25 protein-coding genes, 1 tRNA gene and 1 other annotated feature are annotated in these 22,274 nt (G+C 68.0%); of the genes, 9 read left to right on the top strand and 17 right to left on the bottom strand.

Annotated elements, in window-relative coordinates; genetic code table 11:
• Positions 1–5: 5 nt before the first annotated feature.
• The 9 genes from accD to aroA form a co-directional block, all read right to left on the bottom strand.
• Positions 6–923: an acetyl-CoA carboxylase, carboxyltransferase subunit beta gene (gene accD / locus Q7V15_RS03695; protein WP_304753899.1), complete on the bottom strand. Its 918-nt coding sequence runs from the start codon at positions 921–923 to the stop codon at positions 6–8.
• Between the two features lie 5 nt (positions 924–928).
• Positions 929–1,762, bottom strand: a complete 834-nt coding sequence (gene trpA, locus Q7V15_RS03690; protein WP_304753898.1) for a tryptophan synthase subunit alpha — start codon at positions 1,760–1,762, stop codon at positions 929–931.
• The gene (trpB, locus tag Q7V15_RS03685; protein ID WP_304753887.1) at positions 1,759–3,000 is read right to left on the bottom strand and encodes a tryptophan synthase subunit beta; all 1,242 of its coding nucleotides are present in this window, start codon (positions 2,998–3,000) and stop codon (positions 1,759–1,761) included. Before trpB ends, trpA begins: the two co-directional genes overlap by 4 nt.
• A gap of 28 nt (positions 3,001–3,028) precedes the next feature.
• Positions 3,029–3,679, bottom strand: coding sequence for a phosphoribosylanthranilate isomerase (locus tag Q7V15_RS03680; RefSeq protein WP_304753886.1), 651 nt, complete (start codon positions 3,677–3,679; stop codon positions 3,029–3,031).
• A 51-nt stretch (positions 3,680–3,730) separates the two neighbouring features.
• Positions 3,731–4,165 (bottom strand): large-conductance mechanosensitive channel protein MscL, encoded by a 435-nt coding sequence (gene mscL / locus Q7V15_RS03675; RefSeq protein WP_304753885.1) that lies wholly within the window; start codon positions 4,163–4,165, stop codon positions 3,731–3,733.
• A 62-nt stretch (positions 4,166–4,227) separates the two neighbouring features.
• A complete protein-coding gene (locus Q7V15_RS03670; RefSeq protein ID WP_304753884.1) occupies positions 4,228–4,509 on the bottom strand; it encodes an integration host factor subunit beta in 282 nt (93 codons plus the stop codon).
• A 159-nt stretch (positions 4,510–4,668) separates the two neighbouring features.
• Positions 4,669–6,381, bottom strand: a complete 1,713-nt coding sequence (gene rpsA / locus Q7V15_RS03665) for a 30S ribosomal protein S1 (RefSeq protein ID WP_304753883.1) — start codon at positions 6,379–6,381, stop codon at positions 4,669–4,671.
• Positions 6,382–6,558: 177 nt separating this feature from the next.
• On the bottom strand, positions 6,559–7,206 hold the full coding sequence (cmk, locus tag Q7V15_RS03660) for a (d)CMP kinase (protein ID WP_304753882.1): 648 nt from the start codon (positions 7,204–7,206) through the stop codon (positions 6,559–6,561).
• Positions 7,203–8,549, bottom strand: coding sequence for a 3-phosphoshikimate 1-carboxyvinyltransferase (gene aroA / locus Q7V15_RS03655; protein ID WP_304753897.1), 1,347 nt, complete (start codon positions 8,547–8,549; stop codon positions 7,203–7,205). The genes cmk and aroA overlap by 4 nt, the downstream gene beginning before the upstream one ends.
• Before the next feature lie 119 nt (positions 8,550–8,668).
• On the opposite strand from aroA, the gene Q7V15_RS03650 reads away from it, so the two are divergent.
• From Q7V15_RS03650 to Q7V15_RS03620, 7 genes are all read left to right on the top strand, one after another.
• On the top strand, positions 8,669–9,145 hold the full coding sequence (locus Q7V15_RS03650; RefSeq protein ID WP_304753881.1) for a TIGR02300 family protein: 477 nt from the start codon (positions 8,669–8,671) through the stop codon (positions 9,143–9,145).
• Positions 9,146–9,249: 104 nt separating this feature from the next.
• Positions 9,250–9,325, top strand: a tRNA-Ala gene (locus tag Q7V15_RS03645).
• Between the two features lie 121 nt (positions 9,326–9,446).
• Positions 9,447–9,501 (top strand) — a sequence feature (sul1 is cis-regulatory element that is thought to sense ions involved in sulfur or methionine metabolism; They are found in Alphaproteobacteria).
• 64 nt (positions 9,502–9,565) lie between these two features.
• Entirely contained in the window at positions 9,566–11,044 is a 1,479-nt protein-coding gene (locus Q7V15_RS03640; protein ID WP_304753896.1) for a SulP family inorganic anion transporter, read from the top strand.
• Positions 11,045–11,055: 11 nt separating this feature from the next.
• Positions 11,056–11,910 carry a universal stress protein gene (locus Q7V15_RS03635; RefSeq protein ID WP_304753880.1) on the top strand — a complete coding sequence of 285 codons (855 nt, stop codon included), beginning with the start codon at positions 11,056–11,058 and terminating at the stop codon, positions 11,908–11,910.
• 4 nt (positions 11,911–11,914) lie between these two features.
• Entirely contained in the window at positions 11,915–12,250 is a 336-nt protein-coding gene (locus Q7V15_RS03630; protein ID WP_304753879.1) for a TraR/DksA C4-type zinc finger protein, read from the top strand.
• Positions 12,251–12,368: 118 nt separating this feature from the next.
• Positions 12,369–12,791 (top strand): Hsp20 family protein, encoded by a 423-nt coding sequence (locus Q7V15_RS03625; RefSeq protein WP_304753878.1) that lies wholly within the window; start codon positions 12,369–12,371, stop codon positions 12,789–12,791.
• Positions 12,792–12,916: 125 nt separating this feature from the next.
• Positions 12,917–13,174: a DUF1150 family protein gene (locus tag Q7V15_RS03620; protein WP_304753877.1), complete on the top strand. Its 258-nt coding sequence runs from the start codon at positions 12,917–12,919 to the stop codon at positions 13,172–13,174.
• Between the two features lie 56 nt (positions 13,175–13,230).
• Here Q7V15_RS03620 and ptsN read toward each other — a convergent pair whose 3' ends face one another.
• From ptsN to Q7V15_RS03605, 3 genes are all read right to left on the bottom strand, one after another.
• Complete coding sequence (ptsN, locus tag Q7V15_RS03615; protein ID WP_304753876.1) at positions 13,231–13,695, bottom strand: PTS IIA-like nitrogen regulatory protein PtsN; 465 nt, start codon at positions 13,693–13,695, stop codon at positions 13,231–13,233.
• A gap of 77 nt (positions 13,696–13,772) precedes the next feature.
• Complete coding sequence (gene hpf, locus Q7V15_RS03610; protein WP_304753875.1) at positions 13,773–14,405, bottom strand: ribosome hibernation-promoting factor, HPF/YfiA family; 633 nt, start codon at positions 14,403–14,405, stop codon at positions 13,773–13,775.
• Positions 14,406–14,445: 40 nt separating this feature from the next.
• Complete coding sequence (locus Q7V15_RS03605; RefSeq protein WP_304753874.1) at positions 14,446–15,069, bottom strand: exopolysaccharide biosynthesis protein; 624 nt, start codon at positions 15,067–15,069, stop codon at positions 14,446–14,448.
• Positions 15,070–15,335: 266 nt separating this feature from the next.
• Here Q7V15_RS03605 and Q7V15_RS03600 point away from each other — a divergent pair, with 266 nt between their 5' ends.
• Positions 15,336–16,418 (top strand): aspartate-semialdehyde dehydrogenase, encoded by a 1,083-nt coding sequence (locus Q7V15_RS03600; protein ID WP_304753873.1) that lies wholly within the window; start codon positions 15,336–15,338, stop codon positions 16,416–16,418.
• On the opposite strand, the gene rpoN is transcribed toward Q7V15_RS03600, so the two are convergent.
• Positions 16,415–17,917, bottom strand: a complete 1,503-nt coding sequence (gene rpoN, locus Q7V15_RS03595) for an RNA polymerase factor sigma-54 (RefSeq protein ID WP_304753872.1) — start codon at positions 17,915–17,917, stop codon at positions 16,415–16,417. The genes Q7V15_RS03600 and rpoN overlap by 4 nt on opposite strands.
• 166 nt (positions 17,918–18,083) lie before the next feature.
• On the opposite strand from rpoN, the gene Q7V15_RS03590 reads away from it, so the two are divergent.
• Entirely contained in the window at positions 18,084–19,367 is a 1,284-nt protein-coding gene (locus tag Q7V15_RS03590; RefSeq protein WP_304753871.1) for an O-acetylhomoserine aminocarboxypropyltransferase, read from the top strand.
• A 150-nt stretch (positions 19,368–19,517) separates the two neighbouring features.
• Here Q7V15_RS03590 and lptB read toward each other — a convergent pair whose 3' ends face one another.
• From lptB to Q7V15_RS03570, 4 genes are read right to left on the bottom strand one after another with little or no spacing between them, the layout of a single operon-like run.
• Positions 19,518–20,285, bottom strand: coding sequence for an LPS export ABC transporter ATP-binding protein (gene lptB, locus Q7V15_RS03585; RefSeq protein WP_304753870.1), 768 nt, complete (start codon positions 20,283–20,285; stop codon positions 19,518–19,520).
• A gap of 9 nt (positions 20,286–20,294) precedes the next feature.
• Positions 20,295–20,867, bottom strand: coding sequence for an LptA/OstA family protein (locus Q7V15_RS03580; RefSeq protein ID WP_304753869.1), 573 nt, complete (start codon positions 20,865–20,867; stop codon positions 20,295–20,297).
• Between the two features lie 22 nt (positions 20,868–20,889).
• Entirely contained in the window at positions 20,890–21,519 is a 630-nt protein-coding gene (gene lptC, locus Q7V15_RS03575; RefSeq protein WP_304753868.1) for an LPS export ABC transporter periplasmic protein LptC, read from the bottom strand.
• Between the two features lie 7 nt (positions 21,520–21,526).
• Complete coding sequence (locus tag Q7V15_RS03570; RefSeq protein ID WP_304753867.1) at positions 21,527–22,144, bottom strand: ribonuclease D; 618 nt, start codon at positions 22,142–22,144, stop codon at positions 21,527–21,529.
• Between the last annotated feature and the right edge of the window lie 130 nt (positions 22,145–22,274).

Here is a 22,274-nt window from a genome sequence, read left to right as displayed (position 1 = left end):
CGGCGTCAGGCGGCCCGGGTGCGCGCCCGGCCCAGCATCAGGGTTTTGAGGATTGAACCGAGCATGGCCGGCAGGTCGGGCCGGCCGACCACCCGGTCGACCATCCCCCGTTCAGCCAGGAATTCCGAGCGCTGGAAGCCCGGGGGCAGGATTTCGCGGATGGTCTGCTCGATCACCCGGCGCCCGGAGAAGGCGATCATGGCGTTGGGCTCGGCCAGATGCACGTCGCCGAGCATGGCGTAGGAGGCGGTCACGCCGCCCGAGGTGGGATCGGTCAGCACCACCACATAGGGCAGGCCCGCGGCCCGCAGCTCGTTCACCGCCAGGGTGGTGCGGGTCATCTGCATCAGGGAGAGGGTCCCCTCCTGCATCCGCGCGCCGCCAGATGCGGTGAAGATCACGAAGGGGCATTGCCGGGCGATCGCCTCGCGGGCGGCCTTGATGAAGGTCTCGCCAGCGGCCATGCCCAGGGACCCGCCCATGAAGGCGAAGTCCTGCACCACCACCACGACCTCCTGGCCCTGGATCTTCCCGACTCCGATGGCCATGGCGTCATGCTCGCCGGTGGCCTTGCGGGCGGCCTTCAGCCGTTCCCCATAGGGACGGTCGTCGGGGAATTTCAGCGGGTCTTCGGTGACATGAGGGGTGGCGATCCGTTCCACCTCGCCGTCGTCAAAGGTGATCTTCAGCCGGTCCTTGGCGCCGACGCGCATGTGGTGGCCGGAAGGCGTCACCCACAGGGCCGCCTCCAGGTCAGGCCGATAGATCATCTCCCCGGTGTCGGGGCACTTGACCCACAGGTTCTCCGGCGTCTCGCGCTTGACGAAGGCGTTGCGGATGCCCGGGGCGATCCGGGAGAGCCAGCCGCCCTGGGATCCTTGCGGTCGGGCGGGCTTTTCGTTCTTCTGATCTGCCATCGCTATGGGGTCTAGGCCGGAAGGGGGGGGACGCGGGCCAGGCGAACAGCCTTAGCCAGGGATCGCACTTTGGAAAGCACCCGGGCGGTCACGTCTTCGTTGCGCTCCAGGGCTTCGGCCACTTCGTCCACCAGGGCCGAGCCGACCACGGCGGCGTCGGCCACCTGGGCGATGGCGCCGGCGCGCTCGGGCGTGCGGATGCCGAACCCGACCGCCACCGGCAGGCCCGATGCGGCGCGGATGCGGGCCACGGCCGGACGCACGGCCTCGGCGTCGGCCTCCTTGGCGCCGGTCACCCCGGTCACCGACACGTAATAGACAAAGCCCGAGGTCCGTCGCAGCACCACCGGCAGGCGCCTGTCGTCAGTGGTGGGCGTGGCCAGGCGGATCAGGGAGATGTCGGCGGCGTCCAGGGCGTCGGCCAGGGGATCGGCCTCCTCCGGCGGGCAGTCGACGACGATGAGGCCATCGATCCCTGAGGCGGATGCGGCCTGGGCGAAGGCCTCGAAGCCCCAGGTGACCAGGGGATTGAGATAGCCCATCAGGATCAGCGGCGTGGTGTCATCGCCCTGGCGGAACTCGGCCGCCAGATCCAGCACGCCCTTCAGGGTCATGCCGTCCTTCAGGGCCCGCTGGGCGGCCTTCTGGATCGGCGGCCCCTCGGCCATGGGATCGGAGAAGGGGAAGCCCAGCTCGATCAGGTCGGCGCCGGCGGCGGGCAGGCCCTTGAGAATGTCCAGCGCCGTGGCGCGGTTGGGATCTCCGGCCATCACATAGGCGACGAAGGCGGCGCGATCCTCGGCCTTGAGCGCCGCAAACCGCGCATCGATACGGGATTTCATCAGATGGTGCGTCCCAGGTGGTCGGCCACGGTGGCCACGTCCTTGTCGCCGCGGCCCGACAGATTCATCACCACGACCCCGCCCTTGCCCACATCGCGGGCGATGTCGGAGAGGCGGGCGATGGCGTGGGCGGACTCAAGGGCGGGAATGATGCCCTCCAGCTCGGCGCAGAGCTTGAAGGCGTCGAGCGCCTCGGTGTCGGTGCAGGTCAGGTACTGGGCCCGGCCCACATCGTGCAGCCAGGAGTGCTCTGGCCCGATGCCCGGATAGTCGAGGCCGGCCGAGATGGAGTGGGCCTCGGTGATCTGGCCCTCGGCGTCCTGCAGCAGATAGGTCTTGTTGCCATGGAGCACGCCGGGACGGCCCCCATTGATGGCCGCGGCGTGGCGATCGGTGCCCATGCCGTCGCCGGCGGCCTCGACCCCGATGATCCGCACCTGCTCATCGTTCAGGAAGGGATGGAAGGTGCCGATGGCGTTGGAACCGCCGCCGACGCAGGCGACGACGGCGTCCGGCAGGCGGCCCTCGGCCTCCAGGATCTGTTCGCGGATCTCCCGGCCCATGATCGCCTGGAAGTCGCGGACCATCATCGGATAGGGATGTGGGCCAGCCGCCGAGCCGATGAGGTAATAGGTGTCCTCGACGTTCGTGACCCAGTCGCGCAGGGCCTCGTTCATGGCGTCCTTCAGCGTCGAGGCGCCGCTGGTCACCGGCGTGACCTCGGCCCCCAGCAGGTTCATGCGGAACACGTTGGGCCGCTGTCGGGCGACGTCGACGGCGCCCATATAGACCACGCAGGGCAGGCCAAACCGGGCGCAGACCGTGGCCGTGGCCACCCCGTGCTGACCAGCGCCCGTCTCGGCGATGATCCGGGTCTTGCCCATCTTCCGGGCCAGCAGGATCTGGCCGATGCAGTTGTTGATCTTGTGCGCGCCGGTGTGGTTCAGGTCCTCGCGCTTGAAATAGATCTTCGCCCCGCCGAAGTGGTCGGTCAGGCGCTCGGCGAAATAGAGGGGCGAGGGCCGGCCCACATAGTGGGTCAGGAGACCATTCAGTTCGGCCTGGAAGGCGGCGTCTTCCTTGGTGGCCAGATAGGCGGCCTCCAGATCCAGCACCAGAGGCATCAGGGTCTCGGCCACATAGCGCCCGCCGAACTGGCCGAACCGCCCATTGGCGTCCGGATAGGCGGCGAAATCGTTGGGCGTCGCAGGCGGCGCCTGGGGGTGCGTCGGGGCGTTCATCGTCTTGCGCGTCCTTGCAAAGAGCTCGTCATGCGCGGCGCACGGCGTCCAAAAAGGCCGTGATCAAGGCCGGGTCCTTTAGTCCGGGACCGCGCTCCACGCCAGAGGAAACGTCCACCGTGGGCGCGCCGGACAGGCTGATCGCCTCGGCCACATTCCAGGGGTCAAGGCCGCCAGCCAGGAACCAGGGCCGCGAAAACCTGCGCCCCGACAGCAGGGTCCAGTCAAATCGTGCGCCGACGCCGCCGGGAAGGGACGCGTCCTTGGGCGGCCGGCCTTCGAACATCAGATGGTCGGCGGCGCTTTCATAGGCGCCTGCGCCAGCCAGATCGCCGGCCTCGGAGACCGGAATGACCTTGATGGTCCGCGCCCCCGTCCTCAGGCCGATGGCTGCCACCCGCGCCGGCGGCTCGCCGCCATGCAGCTGGATCAGGTCGGGCTTCAATGTCTCCATGAGCCGGTCGAGAAACCCGTCGGAGGGATCGACGACCACCGCCACCGTCTGGGCCTCGCCACGCACCGGACCGACCAATTGGGCGGCCGCCTCGGGGCTCACATTGCGGGGACTACCCTCGAAGAAGATGAAGCCGAGATAGGCCGCACCGCCGTCCAGGGCGGCGGTGACCGCCGGCGGCGTGGACAGGCCACAGATCTTGGAGGCGATGCGGGGAGCGCTCATGTCCCGTCGATTAGGGGATGGGAGGCCCCATCCGCAAGCCGCCTCACCGATTCAGGATACCGGCGGCGCCTTGTTCTGGGCCTTGAGCTGGTCACGGATCTCCATGAGCAGCACCTCAGTGGGCGAGGGCGCCGGCTGGGCCTCCGGGGGCTTTTCGGCCTCCTTGCGGCGCATGGTGTTGACCAGCTTGACCAAAACGAACACGGCCCAGGCCACGATGATGAACTGGATCACCGTATTGATGAAGGCTCCATAGTGGACGGCCACGAGTTCGACCGCCTCGGTGGCCGGATCGTCGGGACGCAGAACCCATCGCAGTCGCGAAAAATCCACGCCACCGGTCAGCAGCCCAATGGGCGGCATGATGATCTGATCGACCAGGCTTTTGACGATGGCGTTGAACGAGGCGCCGATAATGACGCCCACCGCCAGGTCGATGACATTGCCCCTGGAGATGAACTCACGGAATTCCGAGACGATGCTCACGCCGGATGGTCCTCAGGCTGATTGCGTGGTGGTTGCAGGGGCGCGACAGGCGGCCCGGCCGATCAATCGGCGTTCAGGCGCTCGCGCAGTTCCTTGCCGCTCTTGAAGAAGGGCACATGCTTGGCGCGGACATCGACGGGCTCGCCGGTCCGCGGATTGCGTCCCGACCGGGCGTCGCGGGCCCGGACGGAGAGGGCGCCAAAACCCCGCAACTCGACGCGGCCCCCCTCTTCCAGGGCGACAATCATCTGCTCCAGGACGACGCCCACCACCCGCTCGATATCGCGCTGGGTCAGATGGGGGTTTTCCTCGGCCAGACGGGCGATCAGTTCGGATTTGATCATTAGCTTTCCGCAGGTTGAGCGGGGCGACCATGGGCGAGTCCCCGGGGATGATCAAGGCTCGATGACGAGGCCCCCGCCCAGGTGGCGGGCGCGCCCAAGAAAAAGCCCCGCCCGGAAAAACCGGACGGGGCCATTCTGATAGAGAGCTCAGCGGGACGATCAGTCCTTGGGCTGGCCCTTTTCCCGCAGGGCGGCGCCCAGGATGTCGCCGAGGGACGCGCCGGAGTCCGACGAGCCGAACTGCTCGATGGCTTCCTTTTCCTCGGCCATTTCCAGGGCCTTGATCGACAGGGACAGGCGACGGGCGCCCTTGTCGACATTGGCCACCTGCGCATCGACGCGATCGCCGACGGCGAAGCGTTCGGGGCGCTGGTCGGCCCGGTCGCGGGACAGGTCCGACTTGCGGATGAAGGCCGTCATCGGGGCTTCGTCGTCGCCCAGGCGGACTTCGATGCCGCCCGAGGTGACCTCGGTCACGGTGACCGTCACCGTCTGGCCCTTGCGATAGGCGTCGCCGGCCATCGGATCGCCGCCCAGCTGCTTGATGCCCAGCGAGATGCGCTCCTTCTCGACGTCGACGTCCAGGACCTGAGCCTTGACCATCTCGCCCTTCTGGTAGCGGGTGATGACTTCCTCACCCGGCGCGGTCCAGTCCAGGTCGGACAGATGGACCATGCCGTCGATGTCGTTCTCCAGGCCGATGAACAGGCCGAACTCGGTGGCGTTCTTGACTTCGCCCTCGACGGTGGAGCCGACCGGATGGGTTTCCAGGAAGGCGTCCCAGGGGTTGGCCATGGCCTGCTTCAGGCCGAGCGACACGCGACGCTTGGACGGATCGACGTCCAGGACGACGACTTCCACTTCCTGAGAGGTGGAGACGATCTTGCCCGGATGGACGTTCTTCTTGGTCCAGGACATTTCCGACACGTGGACCAGGCCCTCGACCCCGGCTTCCAGCTCCACGAAGGCGCCGTAGTCGGTGATGTTGGTGATCCGGCCGGTGAACTTCGCGCCGACGGGATACTTGGCTTCCACGCCGTCCCAGGGGTCGGACTGGAGCTGCTTCATGCCGAGCGAGATACGCTGGGTGTCGGGGTTGATCTTGACGATCTGCACCTTGACCGTGTCGCCCACCGCCAGCACCTGGCTCGGATGGTTGACGCGCTTCCAGCTCATGTCGGTGACATGCAGCAGGCCGTCGATGCCGCCCAGGTCCACGAACGCGCCGTAGTCGGTGATGTTCTTGACCACGCCTTCGCGGACTTCGCCTTCCTGCAGCTGGGCCACCAGCTCGGTGCGCTGTTCGGCGCGGGCTTCTTCCAGGATGGCGCGACGCGACACGACGATATTGCCGCGGGGACGGTCCATCTTGAGGATGGCGAAGGGCTGTTCCTTGCCCATCAGGGGGCCGACGTCGCGCACGGGGCGGATATCGACCTGGCTGCCGGGCAGGAAGGCCGAGGCGCCGCCGAGGTCGACGGTGAAGCCGCCCTTCACACGGCCGACGATGGAGCCCATGACCGGCTCGTTCAGGGCGTAGACCCCTTCCAGACGGGTCCAGGCTTCTTCGCGACGGGCCTTGTCGCGGCTGATGACCGCTTCGCCCATGGCGTTCTCGACACGCTCGAGGAAGACCTCGACGGTGTCGCCCACGGCGACGGTGATCTTGGAGTCGTCTTCGCCCGTGAATTCCTTCAGCAGGACGCGGCCCTCGGTCTTGAGGCCCACATCGATGATGGCGAAGTCCTTTTCGATGCCCACCACCAGGCCCTTGACCACGGTGCCTTCCATGAAGTCACGGCCGCCGAGCGACTCGTCGAGGAGGGCGGCGAAGTCGTCGCGGGAGGGGGATAGGCTCATATCGTCAGCCATAGTCTTCTTTCGTTCGAATTGACGGCGGGCGCCTGGCCGCGCACGGCCTTAAGGACGGAGTCCCCGCGTCAGGTTAGGGGTTGCAACCGAAAGCGTGGGGGTAAGCCCACGCGGGTGAATTCGCCCGCAGCCGTCTGAGGAAAAGGCCCGTTTGGATTTGCCAGGCCAGGAGCCCCTTTACGGGGTCTGGCCGGCGCGCGCCGCCTCGACGATGCGGCGGGCCGCATCGGCGGCTTGGTCTATAGTCATTTCTGAGGTGTCCAGCAAGACGGCGTCGGGAGCCGGGGCCATGGGGGCCGCCGCCCGTCCGGAGTCGCGCGCGTCCCGGCGGCGGATATCGGCCAGAACCTCGTCCAGGCCGACGCGCTCTCCCTGACCCGTCAACTGACGCCAGCGGCGCTCGGCCCGCACTTCTGGGCTTGCGGTCACATAGAGCTTGGCCCCGGCCTCCGGGCAGATGACCGTACCCATGTCCCGGCCGTCCAGCACCGCGCCCCCCGGCTGGGCGGCGAAGTCCCGCTGTAGGGCCAGCAGCACCTGGCGCACCTCCGGATGCACCGCCACCTGACTGGCGGCTTCGCCGGCGCCCCGGGTGCGGAAGGCCTCGTCATCAAGGGCGACGGCGCGCAGCCCCCGGGCCACGACGGCGGCGGCGTCGGCGTCGGCCAGATCCCCCCCCGCCCGCTGCAGCAGGACGCCCACGGCGCGGTAAAGCAGACCGGAGTCCAGCACCGGAAGCCCATAGAGCCGCCCAAGACCCGAGGCGATGGTGCCCTTGCCGGAGGCGGCGGGGCCATCGACGGTGATCACCTGATCGCCGCTCATGCCAGCTGGGGTTCCGTCGCCTGGATCTGTCCGCCCAGGCCGGTCATCATTTCCACAAAGCCCGGGAAGCTGGTGGCGATCATGCCCGGCTCATCGACGGTGACCGGCGCCTCGGCCGCAAGGCCCAGCACCAGATGCGACATGGCGATGCGATGATCCCCATGGGTGGTCACCCGGACGCCGCCAGCCACCGGATGATTGGCCCGCAAGGTCCCGTTCACGATCAGGCCTTCCGGCTCCTCCTCCACCCCGACCCCGCAGGCGGCGAGGCCCGCGGCGGTAAGCGCGATGCGGTCGCTTTCCTTGACCCGCATCTCGCCGATGCCGCGCATCACCGTCTGGCCCTGAGCGCAGGCCGCGGCGATGGCGAGGATCGGATATTCGTCGATCATGGCCGGGGCCCGCTCGGGCGGAACCACCACGCCGCGCAAGGCCGAGTGGCGGGCGGTGACGTCGCCCACCTGATCGCCGCCCTGGCTGCGGACATGGGTGATCACCAGGTCTGCGCCCATCTCCTGCAGGGTCGTGAACAGGGCGGCGCGCAAGGGATTGAGCAGCACCCCCTCCACCGTCACCTCCGACCCTGGGGTGATCAGGGCCGCCACGAGGGGGAAGGCCGCCGACGAGGGGTCGCCCGGCACATCGACCCTGGCCGCCGTCAGGGCCTGCCCCCCGGGAACGGTGATCAGGCGCGCCCCGTCGGCCATCTGCTCGACCAGCACCTGCGCGCCAAAGGCCCGCAGCATGCGCTCGGTGTGATCCCGCGTCGCCTCAGGCTCGATCACCTGGGCGCCGCCGGCCGCATGCAGGCCCGCCAGCAGGACCGCCGACTTCACCTGGGCCGAGGGTTCGGGCAGGCGGTAGGCGAGACGCTTCAGCCCGCCCCCCCGCAGGGTCAGCGGCAGCCGGCCGCCGGACCGGGCGATCCAGCTCGCGCCCATCTCGCCCAGGGGCTTCAGCACACGGTTCATCGGCCGCCCGCGCAGGGAGGCGTCGCCGGTGAAGGTGGCGCTGAGGTCAAAGCCCGCCGCCGCCCCCATGATCAGGCGCACGCCGGTGCCGGCGTTACCGCAGTCGATGACGTCGGCAGGCTCGGAAAAGCCCCCCCGGCCCTCGACCCGCCAGGCGCCGTCGCCCAGGCGCTCGACCTGGGCGCCAAAGGCGGCCATGGCCAGGGCGGTGCGTTTGACATCCTCGCCCTCGAGCAGACCGGAGATCTCGGTGACCCCGCTAGCCATGGCGCCGAGGATCAGGGCGCGATGGGAAATAGACTTGTCGCCGGGAGCGCGCACACGGCCCCGCAGCGGGCCGCCGCGCGACGCGGTCAGTCCAGCCGCCGTGATGGAAATGGACGCCTCCTAAAGGCCTGGGGTTTGTCCGTGGGGCTTTGCTTTTGACAGCCGCTCTGGCGCGTGGCAAGGGAGCCGGCTTCTGACAAACCGCTCTTTAGGGGATCGCCCACGTGGCAAATCCAGAGTTGGGCGCCAAGCAGGTTTGCCCAAACTGCCAGGCCAAGTTCTACGACCTGACCAAGCGCCCGGCTGTGTGCCCCAAGTGCCAGACCGAGTTTGACCCTGACGAGGCGGTCAAAACCCGCCGCGTTCGCGGTCGCGCGCCGGCCCCTGAGCCGGAGGCTGAGGCCGAAGATCAGGTCAAGGCCCGCAACGCCGATGACGACGAGGACGAGGACGAAGACGTCAGCGCCCCGGAAATCGACGAAATCGAGGACCCCGCCGTCGAAGACGACGAGGACGAGGACGCCGAGCCCGTGGAGCGGGTCGCCAAGAAGAAGTCGCCAGACGCCAATCTGGCCGGCTTCAGCGACGACGACGATCTCGACGATGACGACGACGACGAGGCCGTTCCCTTCCTCGAAGAAGAGGATGAGGATTTTGACGACGCCGACATCGAGGGAATCCCCGAACCGGACGAAGATTGAGGTCCCGGCGACAGGCCCTGAAAATGGTGCTTGATCGCCGTCAGACCTTTGACTAGGTTCCGCGCCTCTTCGGACGGCCAGCCCGCCCGAAGTGCCCAGGACCTGGGGCTATAGCTCAGCTGGTAGAGCGCTTGAATGGCATTCAAGAGGTCAGCGGTTCGACTCCGCTTAGCTCCACCATGGAGGCCCGCAGTTAACGCTGCGGGCCTTCGCCTTTTCCGGGGCGCCCGGGGCCTTGATGCTGCAATGCAGCGTCGCTGCGGTTGCAATTTTCACCCAGCCCAGGCATAGCCGCCCCATCGACGGACCTGGCTTTGACCGGGTGGCTCGGCCGGGCGCCTATCCCCCGGACAACTGACGGCTCGTCTGAGGCGCATTTCAGCCCCGGGCCCGTGGAACGACTGATCTCAATATATGAACCTGCTCGCTAATGTGCGGCGCGATTGGCTATCCAATGTGCGCGGTGACGTCCTGGCCGGAATCGTGGTGGCCCTGGCCCTGATCCCGGAAGCCATCGGCTTTTCGGTGATCGCCGGCGTCGACCCCCGGGTCGGCCTCTACGCCTCCTTCTCCATCGCGGTGATCATCGCCTTCACCGGCGGCCGCCCCGGCATGATCTCGGCCGCCACCGCGGCCATCGCCCTGTTGATCGGCGACCTCGTCCGCGATCACGGGGTGGAATACCTGTTCGCCGCCACGGTGCTGATGGGCGTGCTGCAGATAGGCGCAGGCCTCGCCCGGCTGGGCGGCCTGATGCGCTACGTGTCGCGCTCGGTGATCACCGGCTTCGTCAATGCGCTGGCCATCCTGATCTTCATGGCCCAGCTGCCCGAGCTGATCGGCATGGGCTGGCAGACCTACGCCATGGTCGCCGCAGGCCTCGGCGTCATCTACCTCTTCCCCCGCCTGACCCGGGCCGTCCCCTCGCCCCTGGTGGCCATCGTGCTGCTCACGGGCCTGGCCATCTATATGGGCCTGGACGTTCGCCGGGTGGGCGACCTGGGCGAACTGCCCACGACCATCCCCTTCTTCCACTTCCCGCAGGTCCCCCTGACCCTGGAGACCCTGCAGATCATCTTCCCCTATGCGGCCACCATGGCTGTGGTCGGCCTGCTGGAAAGCCTGCTGACCGCCACCATCATCGATGACCTGACCGACACCGGCTCGGACAAGAACCGCGAGTGCCGGGGCCAGGGGATCGCCAATTTCGCCACCGGCTTCCTCGGCGGCATGGGCGGCTGCGCCATGATCGGCCAGTCGGTGATCAATGTGAAATCCGGTGGTCGCGGCCGGTTGTCAGCCCTGGTGGCCGGCAGCTTCCTGCTGTTCCTCATCGTCGTGCTCGGACCCTGGGTGGCCCAGATTCCCATGGCCGCCCTGGTGGCGGTGATGATCATGGTCGCCATCGGCACCTTCAACTGGGGCTCGATCCGCAACCTGCGCAGCCATCCCTGGTCTTCGTCAGTCGTGATGGTGGCCACGGTGATCGTGGTGGTCGCCACCCATGACCTGGCCCGCGGGGTGCTGGTGGGCGTGCTGCTGAGCGGCATCTTCTTCGCCCGCAAGGTGGCTCGGATCGTGGCGGTGGAAAGCGCCCTGTCCGATGACGGGCGCACCCGGCGCTACACCGTCCAGGGCCAGATCTTCTTTGCCTCCGCCGACACCTTCTCGGGGGCCTTCGACTTCAAGGAGGTGATCGAGAATGTCACCATCGACGTCTCGCAGGCCCACTTCTGGGACATTTCCGCCGTCGGCGCCCTGGACAGAGCGGTCTTGAAATTCCGCCGGGAGGGGACCAGCGTCGATGTGGTCGGCCTGAACGCCGCCAGCGCCACCATGGTCGATCGTTTCGCCATGCACGACAAGGAGGGCGCCGAGGCCAGCCTCGGGGCTCACTAGGAGGAACGTCCGTGAAGAAGATTCTCTGCGCCATCGACGCCTCGACCTATGGCCCCAGCCTCTGTGACCATGCCGCCTGGTTCGCCCTTCGCAGCGGCGCGTCGGTCGATGTGCTGCACGTCCTGAATCGGGCCGAGACCGGCTCAGGCCCCAGGCTTGATCTGTCGGGCAGCGTCGGTCTCGGCGCCAGCGAGGCGCTGCTGGAGAAGCTGACCCAGGCTGATGAGGCCCGCGGCCAAGCCGCCCAGGCCCATGGCCGCGCCATGCTGGAAGGCGCCCGGGCCCGCCTGCAGGCCGCCGGCGTCGCCGAGGTGAACCTGGTTCACCGCCATGGCGAGGTGGCTGAAACCCTGATCGAGCTCGAAAAAGACGCTGATCTGGTGATCATCGGCAAGCGCGGCGAGAGCCATAATTTCGCCGAGGGCCACCTGGGCGCCAAGGTCGAGCGGGTGGTGCGCGGCAGCAGCCGCCCGATCCTGGTCGCGCCCAGGGTCTTCATGCCCATCACCCGGGTGATGGTGGCCTATGACGGCGGCGCCAGCGCGACCAAGGCGCTGGACCACGTCCTGGGCAATCCCGTCTTCGCCGACATTGAGGTTGTGGTCGCCATCATCGGCGATCCCGGCGCCCAACGCGACGGACGTGTGGCCAACGCCGAAGCGCGGCTGGCGGGCCGGGCCCAGGCCTCGGTCAAGGCCCTTGAGGGCGACGTTGAAACCGTTCTCAAGGGCGCGCTGCGCAAGGGCGAGGGCGACCTGCTGGTGATGGGGGCCTATGGCCATTCGCGCATCCGCGAATTGATCGTCGGCAGCACGACCACCGCCATGATCCGCACCGGCAAGGTTCCGGTGCTGCTGTTCCGGTAACCCCATGACCCCGCAGGAGGCCGCCGTCCGGCTGGAGGCGGCCCTCGCCGCCCTGGATCGGCAGGATGAGACCACCGAGGCTGACAGCGCCCCGGTGGAGCTCGACCAGACCAGTGTCGGACGGCTCTCGCGAATGGACGCCATGCGCGTACAAGCCATGGCCATGGCCGGGCGCCAGCGCCGGGAGATGGAGCGGCGCCGGATTCATGCGGCCCTGGCGCGGATCGCCGCCGGCGACTTCGGCTATTGCGTCAATTGCGGTGAGCCTATCGCACCGCGGCGCCTGGACCTCGACCCGGCCCTGCCCAACTGCGTGCAGTGTTCGTCGGGTGGGGGCTGAACCCTCCAGATATTGAAACCTGGGCCTCGCATCGCCAAATGATCCTCAACCGGAAGACTCGCGCCAGCTATGGGCGAGGCCTTCGGGGAGTCGCTTGATGATGAGGACTCGAGGACAGATGAGCCGGACGATCGTATTCGACAGCCCGTTTCTGCTCGGCTTTGAGCATACCCGCGCCCGCATAGAGCGGGCCGCCAAGGCCGCCGCCGAAGCCTACCCGCCCTATAACGTGGAAGACTGCGGCCAAGGCCGGCTGCGCATCACCCTCGCCGTGGCGGGGTTCACGCCGGACCAGCTGCACGTCAATGTCGAGGATCGCCAGCTGGTGATCGCCGGCGCGCGCAAGGACGACGCGACAAAGGAAGAGGACGCCTATCTGCACCGCGGCATCGCCGCCCGGGGCTTCCTGCGAACCTTCGTTCTGGCCGACGGCATGGTGGTTGAAGGCGCGACCCTGGAGCATGGGTTGCTGCACATCGATCTGGCCCGGCCAGAGCCTGAAACCGTGATCAAGCGCATCCCTATCCGGACGGCCGGCTAGGGCGTCAGGCCCGAGACCCAGACTGAAATCCCATCGGCCGGCCCCGGGGCGGTCGAGCAGGCGGCGCCCGTCCCACTGAACCGGTGGGAGTCCGGCGCGTTGCAACCCTATTGGAGGTGGTCATCATGACGCCGATCTTGTCGATTGAAGCTTTTGCGGCCCTAGGCGCTCCGGACCTCGTCTATGTCCGTCCCGTCAGTGCGGCCGAAATCCTCGCCACCATTCCTGCGAATGCGGAGTCCGCGACCCTGGACCTCGATCCCGGCCAGACCTTCTACGCGGTCCACAGGGCTGACGGTGAGCGCCTGGCGGTGTTGACCGACCGCAATGCGGCCATGGCCGCGGCCCTGGCCCACGAACTGGCGCCGGTGTCGGTGCACTGAATCTGGCCTCTGAACCGGCCGCCCGCGAAGGCGGCCGCTGCGGCCTCCCCGGGGGCTCAAGCCGCCGAGGGCGCTGACTCTTGGACAAGCAAGGCGTGCAGGGCGTCCGGCGTCCGCGCCTGTCGCAAGTGTTCGCGAAGCTCGGCGCTCCGCAACATTCGCGACACCCGGGCCAGGGCGCGAAGGTGCTCGGTCCCGGCCTCCGGCGGCGCCAACAGGGCGAAGATCAGATCCGCCGGTTGGTCGTCGATGGAATCGAAAGCCACCGGGTGCTCGACCCTGAGGAAAACTCCGCGGATACGGTCCAGCCCCTCAATGCGTGCGTGCGGCACGGCGATTCCATAGCCGATGCCCGTCGAGCCGGCCTGTTCGCGCTCACTGAGCGCGTCCAGGACGGTGCTGGCCTCAAGGCCGAAGTTGCGGGCCGCCAGATCGGCCAGGTGGGCCAGGATCTGGCGTTTGTCCGTCGCGCTCACGCGTAGCGCGATAGCGCCGCGATCCAGGATGTCGCCGATCTGCATGCTTGCTTCGGAAGGCCTGTTCTACGGGTCCGAACCAGCACGGGCCACGGCGGGGGCAGGATACGAGGGCGACCGCCTTAGGCGGGGCCGTTGGAGCCTGTCCCGTTCATTGGCTTCGTGCGCTCGGGGTCAATCCAGCCGATATTCCCATCGGGGCGGCGATATACCACGGACAAGCCGCCATGCGCGGCGTTCCTGAACACGATTGTTTGAGCGCCGGTCATGTCCAGCTCAAGCACCGCCATGGAAACCGTCATCTCCCGGATCGGCCGCTCGGTCTCAGCGATGACCATCGCCGCAGGCGCGCCTTCGCCCTGGGCGGAGCCGTCGTCCCAGTCGGGCTCATCCTCGCCCTCGGGCGTCCGCAGCACGAAATAGGAGGCGGTCTCGGCCTGCTTAGCCAGGGCCTGCTGATGGTGATCCTTGAGCCGGCGCTTATAGCGCCTGACCCGAGTCTCGATCTTCTGCAGGGCGGAGTCGAAGGCGGTGTGGGCGTCCGTCCCGGTGCCATGGCTCTGGAGCTGCTGCCCCGAGGCCAGGGTCAGGGCGCAATCCACCTTGAAGGTGTAGCCCTCGCGACTGACGACGACATCGGCCCCGCCGCCTGCGCGGTCGATATATTTGCCAATGCTGCTGGTGAGTTCGTCGGTGACCCGCAACCGCAGGGCCTCTCCGACATCGACGTGTTTGCCGGTGACTTGGACTTGCATGCCCCATCAACGCGCCTGTGACGGGTTGGTGTCAAGTCCGTCAGAACCCGCCGATCGCCCCCGTCACAAGAGTGTGGATAACCCCCGCCGCCAGGGCCAGCACCCCAAGACTCACCACCGTGAGGGCGTAGCCGGCCAGAGCCAGCACGCCGTCGCGCTGGATCAGCGCCAGGGCGAAGAGACTGATGGCCGCGGCCGGCAGCAGGTTGCCCAGGGGCAGGGGCAGCATCAGGACGAAGGCCAGCACCGTACAGGCCAGGCCGATCAGGCGGTCTCCCACGGGTCCGAACAGAAAGGTGAGCCTGGCCCGGGAGACGCGCTCCACCTGCTCCACCCAGGGAATCAGCTTGAGGAACGCCCCCCGCAAGACGCTCATTTCCAGCCGCCGGTCGCGGAGGCGCTGTGGCATCCATGGAGTCTTCACCCCCAGGGCCAGCTGCGGCGCGAACAGCATCAAGGGCGCCCCAAGGAAGGTCGATGACCCTGGCGGCAGCGGCAGGAGGTTCGGCGCCGCGAAGACGAACAGCAGGGCCCCGAAGGCCCGGCGCCCAAACCGGCCAACAAGCGCGCCCAGCGTCTCGGACTCATGGGACAGGTCGCCGAGGTCCCGGAGAATCTCCGAGAGGCTCATTCGCCGTTCCTGCCCTGGGATCACCGCGGTCATGGGACCTGCCTATGGACGCGGGGCCTCAGCTTCGCAATGCGGCGCGACCTCGCCGGCGCTTTACACCCGAGCTTTGAAGGCCTATCGGAGCCGCATGCGGCATCTGGCCACCATGACCATGATTATTAAAACCACTGCGCTCGCGGGCGCAGGGGTCTGGTCATGGCTGGACGCAGCCGACTGACGATCCCTGCTTGACCCCGCCGGAAGGATGGGGTCGGCCAAGGAAAAGCCAGCCTCCCTCCGGCCAGACTCCGGAGGCTCCCATGCCGCACTCTCTGTCCATGACCCGTGAACGACGCGCGCCCTTGTCAGGTCGTGCGCCCCGTCCTCTGACGGTGGCCATTGTCGGCGCCACAGGCGCGGTGGGCGCTGAACTGATCGCCTGCCTGGAGCGCCGCGCTTTTCCGGTGGGCGAGCTTCGCCTGCTGGCCTCGCCGCGCTCGGCCGGCCGCACCCTGACCTTCCAGGGCGCGCCGGTGACGGTCCAGGTTCTGGATGATGCGAGCTTCGCCGGCGTCGATGTGGCCTTCTTCTCGGCCGGGGCCAGCCTGTCGCGACGCTATGGCCCGGTCGCGGTCGCCGCCGGGGCCTGGGTGGTGGACAGCTCCTCGGCCTTCCGGATGGACGCCGCCACCCCCCTGGTGGTGCCCGAGGTCAACGCCTGGCGCCTGGCCGAGACGCCCGGCCGACTGGTGGCCAACCCCAACTGCGTGGCGGCCATCGCCGCTGTGGCGCTGGCGCCCCTGCACGCCCGCCGCCTGATCGTGCGACTGGTGGGCTCCACCTACCAGGCCGCCTCCGGCGCCGGCGCGGCCGCCATGGCCGAGCTTAGGGACTCCACCGCCGCAGCCCTGGCCGGCGAGGCCTATCGGCCCAAGGTCCTGGCCCACCCCTACGCCTTCAACCTGTTCAGCCACGACGCCGAAATCGATCCCGAGACCGGCTATAACGGCGAAGAGCTCAAGGTGATGGCCGAGCTGCGCAAGCTGCTGGCCGCCCCGGAGCTGCCGGCCAGCTTCACCTGCATCCGCGTGCCGGTGCTGCGCGCCCACGCCATGGCCCTGACGGTGCGGTTCGCCGAACCGGTGAGCGTGGAGGAGGCCCGGGCCTGGCTGGCCGAGGCGCCAGGCGTTCGCGTGGTGGATGACCGTGAGGCCAACCACTTCCCCATGCCGGGCGAAGCCAGCGGTCGGGATGAGGTGCTGGTGGGACGGATCCGCACCGACCTGTCGGATCCTTCGGGCCGCAGCCTGTCGCTGTTTATCGCCGGAGATCAGCTGCTGAAGGGCGCGGCGCTCAATGCTGTGCAGATCGCCGAGGCGCTGGTGAGCGCCGGAGAGATCTAGACGGCTTCCTTCATCGCCCGCCGGCGCTCGACCGAGGAGGGAATCCGCATGGCTTCCCGATACTTGGCCACCGTACGGCGGGCGATGTCGACCCCGGCGGCTTTCAGGATTTCGACGATCTGGTCGTCGGAATGGACATCGGCGCCCTGCGCCTCGGCGTCGATCAACTGCCGGATCTTGTGGCGCACGGCCTCGGCCGAATGGGCCTCGCCGCCGGAGGACGAGGCGATCGAGGAGGTGAAGAAGAACTTCAGCTCGAACAGGCCCCGGGGGGTGGCGATGTACTTGTTGGAGGTCACCCGGCTGACCGTCGACTCATGCATGCCGATGGCCTCGGCCACGGTCTTCAGGTTGAGCGGCCGCAGGTGTTCGACCCCATAGGCCAGGAAGCCGTCCTGCTGGCGGACGATCTCGCTGGACACCTTGAGGATGGTCTTGGCCCGCTGATCCAGGCTGCGCACCAGCCAGTTGGCCGTGGCCAGGCAGTCGGCGACAAAGGTCTTTTCCTGGTCGGAGCGTGCGCCGCCGGAAACCTTGGCGTGATAACGCTGATCCACCAGCAGCCGCGGCAGAGTGTCGCCGTTGAGCTCCACCAGCCACAGGCCGCCGGGCCCTTCGCGGACGAAGACGTCCGGCGACACCGGCTGGCTGGGTTCGCCGCCAAAGGCCGCGCCGGGGCGAGGGGTCAGGGCGCGCAGCTCGGCGAGCATGTCGCGCAGGTCCTCCTCGTCGACCCCGCAGGCCCGCTTCAGACCCGCCATGTCCCGGCGGGTGAGCAGGTCGAGATTGTCCAATAGCGCCGACATGGCCGGGTCGCAGCGATCGCGCTCGATCAACTGCAGCCGCAGGCATTCGGCCACGTCCCGGGCGAAGACCCCGGTGGGCTCCAGACCCTGCAGACGGCCAAGCACGTCTTCCACCAGAACCAGGTCGCACCCGAGACGCCCGGCGGTTTCGGCTAGGTCCAGGCGCAGATAGCCGCCCTCGTCCACCCCATCGATGAGCACGGCGGCCACCGCGGCCTGCGCCGGGGTGAAGCCGAGCAGGGCCGCCTGATCGGTCAGAAATTCGGCGAGGCTTTTTTCATGGGCCGCGAGGCCGTCGAGGCCGTCCCCATCGCCTTCGAAGGTCCCGCCCTTGCCGGCCTTGGACCAGTCGATGGCCCCGCCGGCTTCGCCCGCCTCGCTCCCATCGCCAGTGGCCCGTTCGCCCGGCGAGACGTCGTCATGGGTTGCGTCCAGATCACTCTGGGCCGAACCGGCGGCCACCTCGTCCAGGGCCGCCTCGGCCCGGGCCTCGCCAGCGCCGTCAATGGCCTCAGGGGCGGGCTCGGCCTCGCCTTCGTCCCGGGCCAGCAGGGGATTGCGCTCCAGCTCACCCTCGACATAGGCGTCCAGCTCAAGGTTCGACAGTTGCAGCAGCTTGATCGCCTGCTGCAGCTGGGGGGTGATGACCAACCCCTGCCCCTGACGGATCTCGAGTCGCGCGCTGAGCGCCAAGTTCAGCCCTCCTGGCCTGCTTCTTGCTGGCAAGGCTAGACGGCGATCCCACACCGATTGGTTAACTCCGGGCGGTCAGCGCAAATTCAGGCGCGAGGTTTCGGACCTGCCCCTCCCCGTGCTAGGCGCGAGGTCCAAGAAAACGGATTCAATAAGGGAAGACGCCATGTCTGATTCTGCGCCCCTGCGCCCCGAAACCCTGGTCATCCATGCGGGCGCCGCCCCCGACCCGGTGACCAAGGCGCGGATCACGCCGATCTACCAGACCACCTCCTATGTCTTTGACGATTCAGACCACGCCGCGGCGCTGTTCAATCTGGAGGCGGCCGGCAACATCTATTCCCGTCTGGGCAACCCCACCTCGGGCGTGCTCGAGGCCCGCCTGGCCACCCTGGAAGGAGGCGTGGCGGCCCTGGCCGTGGCCAGCGGCCATGCGGCCCAGCTGCTGGTCTTCCACACCCTGATGGAGCCCGGCTGCAATATTGTCGCCTCGCGCAAGCTCTATGGCGGTTCGATCACCCAGCTCAGCCAGAGCTTCAAGCGCATGGGCTGGGGGGTGACCTTCGTCGAGGAGCTTGAGCCCGAGGCCTTCGCCCGCGCCATCAACGACAAGACCCGGGCGGTCTTCATCGAGTCGATCGCCAATCCCGGCGGGGTGGTGATGGACATCGCCGGCATCGCCGAGGTCGCCCATGCCGCCGGCGTCCCCTTGGTGGTCGATAACACCCTCGCCACCCCCTATCTCTGCCGGCCCCTGGATCATGGGGCGGACATCGTCGTCCACTCCCTGACCAAGTTCCTGGGCGGCCACGGCAACTCCATCGGCGGGGCGATCGTCGATGGCGGCAAGTTCGACTGGACGAGCGGCCGCTGGCCCAACCTCAGCGCCCCCAATCCCAGCTATCACGGCAAGGTCTTCACCGAGGCCTTCGGACCGGCCGCCTTCGTGGTGGCCTGCCGGGCGCTGGGCCTGCGCGACCTGGGTCCCGCCATCTCGCCGTTCAACGCCTTCATGATTCTCACCGGGATCGAGACCCTGGCGCTTAGGATGGAGCGCCACTGCGCCAACGCCCAGACCGTCGCCGAGTGGCTCAAGGCCCACCCCAAGGTCGCCTGGGTGTCCTATGCGGGCCTCACCGACGATCCCAGCCATGAGCGGGCCAAGCGCTATGCGCCGAAGGGCGCGGGGGCGGTCTTCACATTCGGCCTCAAGGATGGCTACGCCGCGGGCGTCAAACTGGTGAGCGCGGTCAAGCTGTTCTCGCACCTGGCCAATATCGGCGACACCCGCAGCCTGATCATCCACCCGGCCTCGACCACCCATCGCCAGCTGGAAGAGGGCGACCAGATCGCCGCCGGCGCCGGTCCCGACGTGGTCCGCCTGTCGGTGGGCCTGGAGCATGTGGACGACATCATCGCCGACCTGGACCAGGCCCTGGCCGGGCTCTGAGCCAGAGGCGCACCGCCACCACCGTCACCCTCGGGCTTGACCCGAGGGGCCATGCACACAGCCGCTCGCCGGTGTTCATGGATGGTCGGATCAGGTCCGACCATGACGGAGGATGGGGATGGTCGTGGGCCGGGCGCCGCCCAAGCCTCGTCAGCCCCCGAAACGGTCGCCCAGATAGACCCGGCGGACTTCGGGATTGTCGATGATCTCCGAGGGCGAACCCTCGAACAGCAGTTCGCCGGCATGGATGATCGAGGCGCGATCGATGATGTCCAGGGTCTCACGGACATTGTGGTCGGTGATCAGGATGCCGATCCCCCGGGCCTTCAGATAGGCGATGACCTCGCGGATATCGGCGATGGCCAGGGGGTCGATCCCGGCGAAGGGTTCGTCCAGCAGCATGAAGGATGGCTCGCTGGCCAGGGCCCGGGCGATCTCCACCCTGCGCCGCTCGCCCCCGGAGAGCGAGATCGCCGGGGCGTCGCGCAGGTGCTCGATGTGCAGCTCTTCCAGAAGCTGGTTGACCGTCGCGCGGGCCTTGGCGCCGTCCCGTTCACGCAGTTCGACCACGGCCATGACGTTCTGGGCCACGGTCATGCCGCGGAAGATGGAGGTCTCCTGCGGCAGATAGCCCAGGCCCATGCGGGCGCGCTGATACATGGGCTGGGCGGTGATGTTCTCGCCATCCAGATAAATGGCCCCGTAGTCGGCGGTGATCAGGCCGGTGATCATATAAAAACAGGTGGTCTTGCCCGCCCCGTTCGGACCCAGTAGCCCCGCCACCTCGCCCCGGGCCAGGCTCAGGGAGACGCCCTTCACCACCGGACGCCCACGGTAGGACTTGCCGATATTGTCGACCACCAGCCCGGTGGTGCGGCTGAGGCTGTCGGCGGTCGCCGCCTGGGGTTTGTCGAGCACCGCGTTCCCTCAGGGCTTGGGCGCAGGTTGGCCCTGCGTCTGGTTCGGGTAGAAGACACCGCGCACCCGACCGGGCGTTCCGGCGCCCCGGGCGCTGGTCTCCATCCGGGCCTGTCCCGTCGCCACCTGAATCACCAGCCGCTCGCCGCGCAGCACGTTCTGGCCCTGGGCGGCGACCACATCGCCGGTCATGGTGATGGTGTCGCTGGCCGCGTCATAGACCGCCGCATTGGCCCGCACCCGCTGGTTGGGCGTCACGTAGTAGACCGACCCCTGGGCGTCGAGGCCCTGGAGCGCGCCGCAGGTCGACTCCGCACCCGTGCGGGCTGGGCGCGCGGCGGCATAGCGGATCGTCAACACATCGGCCCGCAACCGGGACCCATCCTGGAGCGCCTCGGCCGATCCCCGCCAGATGGCCTGGCAGCGGGCGTTGATCACCTCCAGCTCGTCGGCGGTGATATCCACGGGCGCGTTGGAGCCCGCAGCCAGTTGGGCCTGGGCCGGACCGAGGGGGGCGACCATCAGCGCAGCGCCCGCCAACAGGGCCGGAAGGCGAAGGCCGCCTGAAGGAGGAAACTTCATCTCAAGACGCCTTGTTTTCGCATCATCGCGGCGCGTTCGGGGTGAGGACGCCGCTCACGCCGCCCTTGAAGACCATGCGCTGCCCGTTGTCGTACACGCCATAGGACTTTGCACGAATTTCTCCAAGGGGTCCGGCGCCGGTGATCAGGCCTTCGCCCTCCAGCACGCCGGTGGACGTGTCGAACACCGCGCTGCCGGTGTCGAAGGAGGCGTCCTGGTCGTTCAGGCTCACATCGCCTTGCAACCGCAGGACGCCGTCACCCTCATGGAAGACGCCGGACTGGGCCGATAGCCGCATGGGGCTCAACCCCTCGCCGTCCAGAACCATGGCCGGACGGTCCAGGACCACCCGCTGGTAGTCGTTCTCATCGCGGACCGCGCTGTTGGCGGAGATGATGAAGGACCGGCCCTGGTCGTCGCGGCCCATGAAGCGGGGATTGACCAGCCGGATTGGCGCATCGGCCTCTTCCGGCGCAGCGGCCGCCCCCGAAACCGTGTTGTAGACCACCATCGCGGTCAGGCCGATCACGATCACCCCGATGATGACCGGCAAGATCACCCGCAGCCGCCGGATCAGGCGCGAACGGCCACGCCAGCGGGCCATGGCCAGGGCCGAGGCCGGCCCGCGGGCCTCATATGCCAGGGCGCTCACCAACGCCTCATGTGTGCGCGAAGATGTCGGACTCCTCCCACCCGGCCACATCCAGCAGGGCTCGGTGGGGCAGGAAGTCGAAGCAGGCCCGCGCCAGGGCGTCTCGCCCCTCCCGGACCAGCATGGCGTCGAGGCGGGTGCGCACGGCGTGCAGGTGCAGCACGTCCGAGGCGGCATAGGCCACCTGGTCCTCCGAGAGCGCCGCCGCTCCCCAATCAGAGCTTTGCTGGGCCTTGGACAGATCCACGCCGACCATTTCCCGGGTCACGTCCTTCAGCCCGTGCCGGTCGGTATAGGTCCGGGCGAGCTTGGAGGCGATCTTGGTGCAATAGACGGGCGCGGTCATCACCCCCAGATGGAGATGGAACATGGCGATGTCGAATCGCCCGAAGTGAAAAATCTTGGTCACCGCGGGGTTGGTCAGCAGGGCCTTCAGATTGGGGGCGTCATAGGTCGCCCGGTCCAGCTGGACCAGATGGGCGTCCCCGTCGCCGGCCGATATCTGCACCACGCAGAGCGGATCGCGCCCCAGGCGCAGGCCCATGGTCTCGGAGTCGACGGCCACGGCGTCCACCCCCTGGAAGAGGTCGGCGGGCAGGTCGCCCTTATGAAGGTGGTTGGCCAAGACCGCTTGCTCCGCAGATGGCGCGGGCCTCGCCGCGCGGCTTTGGGGTGTCCAGCGGGGAGCTTGAGGACGGCCACCCCGAGGAGACCTTAGAATGGGGTGGTGCCCAGGAGAGGACTCGAACCTCCAC

The organism is Phenylobacterium sp. (assembly GCF_030651755.1).
GTDB lineage: Bacteria > Pseudomonadota > Alphaproteobacteria > Caulobacterales > Caulobacteraceae > Phenylobacterium.
This window is presented reverse-complemented; position numbering and strand designations above follow the sequence as displayed.

Coding starts and splice junctions, on each gene's coding strand:
- trpB (WP_304753887.1), bottom strand. CDS start 3,000: ATGAACGCCCCGACGCACCCCCAGGCGCCGCCTGCGACGCCCAACGAT.
- Q7V15_RS03680 (WP_304753886.1), bottom strand. CDS start 3,679: ATGAGCGCTCCCCGCATCGCCTCCAAGATCTGTGGCCTGTCCACGCCG.
- Q7V15_RS03670 (WP_304753884.1), bottom strand. CDS start 4,509: ATGATCAAATCCGAACTGATCGCCCGTCTGGCCGAGGAAAACCCCCAT.
- rpsA (WP_304753883.1), bottom strand. CDS start 6,381: ATGGCTGACGATATGAGCCTATCCCCCTCCCGCGACGACTTCGCCGCC.
- cmk (WP_304753882.1), bottom strand. CDS start 7,206: ATGAGCGGCGATCAGGTGATCACCGTCGATGGCCCCGCCGCCTCCGGC.
- Q7V15_RS03630 (WP_304753879.1), top strand. CDS start 11,915: ATGACCCCGCAGGAGGCCGCCGTCCGGCTGGAGGCGGCCCTCGCCGCC.
- Q7V15_RS03625 (WP_304753878.1), top strand. CDS start 12,369: ATGAGCCGGACGATCGTATTCGACAGCCCGTTTCTGCTCGGCTTTGAG.
- Q7V15_RS03620 (WP_304753877.1), top strand. CDS start 12,917: ATGACGCCGATCTTGTCGATTGAAGCTTTTGCGGCCCTAGGCGCTCCG.
- ptsN (WP_304753876.1), bottom strand. CDS start 13,695: ATGCAGATCGGCGACATCCTGGATCGCGGCGCTATCGCGCTACGCGTG.
- hpf (WP_304753875.1), bottom strand. CDS start 14,405: ATGCAAGTCCAAGTCACCGGCAAACACGTCGATGTCGGAGAGGCCCTG.
- Q7V15_RS03605 (WP_304753874.1), bottom strand. CDS start 15,069: ATGACCGCGGTGATCCCAGGGCAGGAACGGCGAATGAGCCTCTCGGAG.
- Q7V15_RS03600 (WP_304753873.1), top strand. CDS start 15,336: ATGCCGCACTCTCTGTCCATGACCCGTGAACGACGCGCGCCCTTGTCA.
- Q7V15_RS03590 (WP_304753871.1), top strand. CDS start 18,084: ATGTCTGATTCTGCGCCCCTGCGCCCCGAAACCCTGGTCATCCATGCG.
- Q7V15_RS03580 (WP_304753869.1), bottom strand. CDS start 20,867: ATGAAGTTTCCTCCTTCAGGCGGCCTTCGCCTTCCGGCCCTGTTGGCG.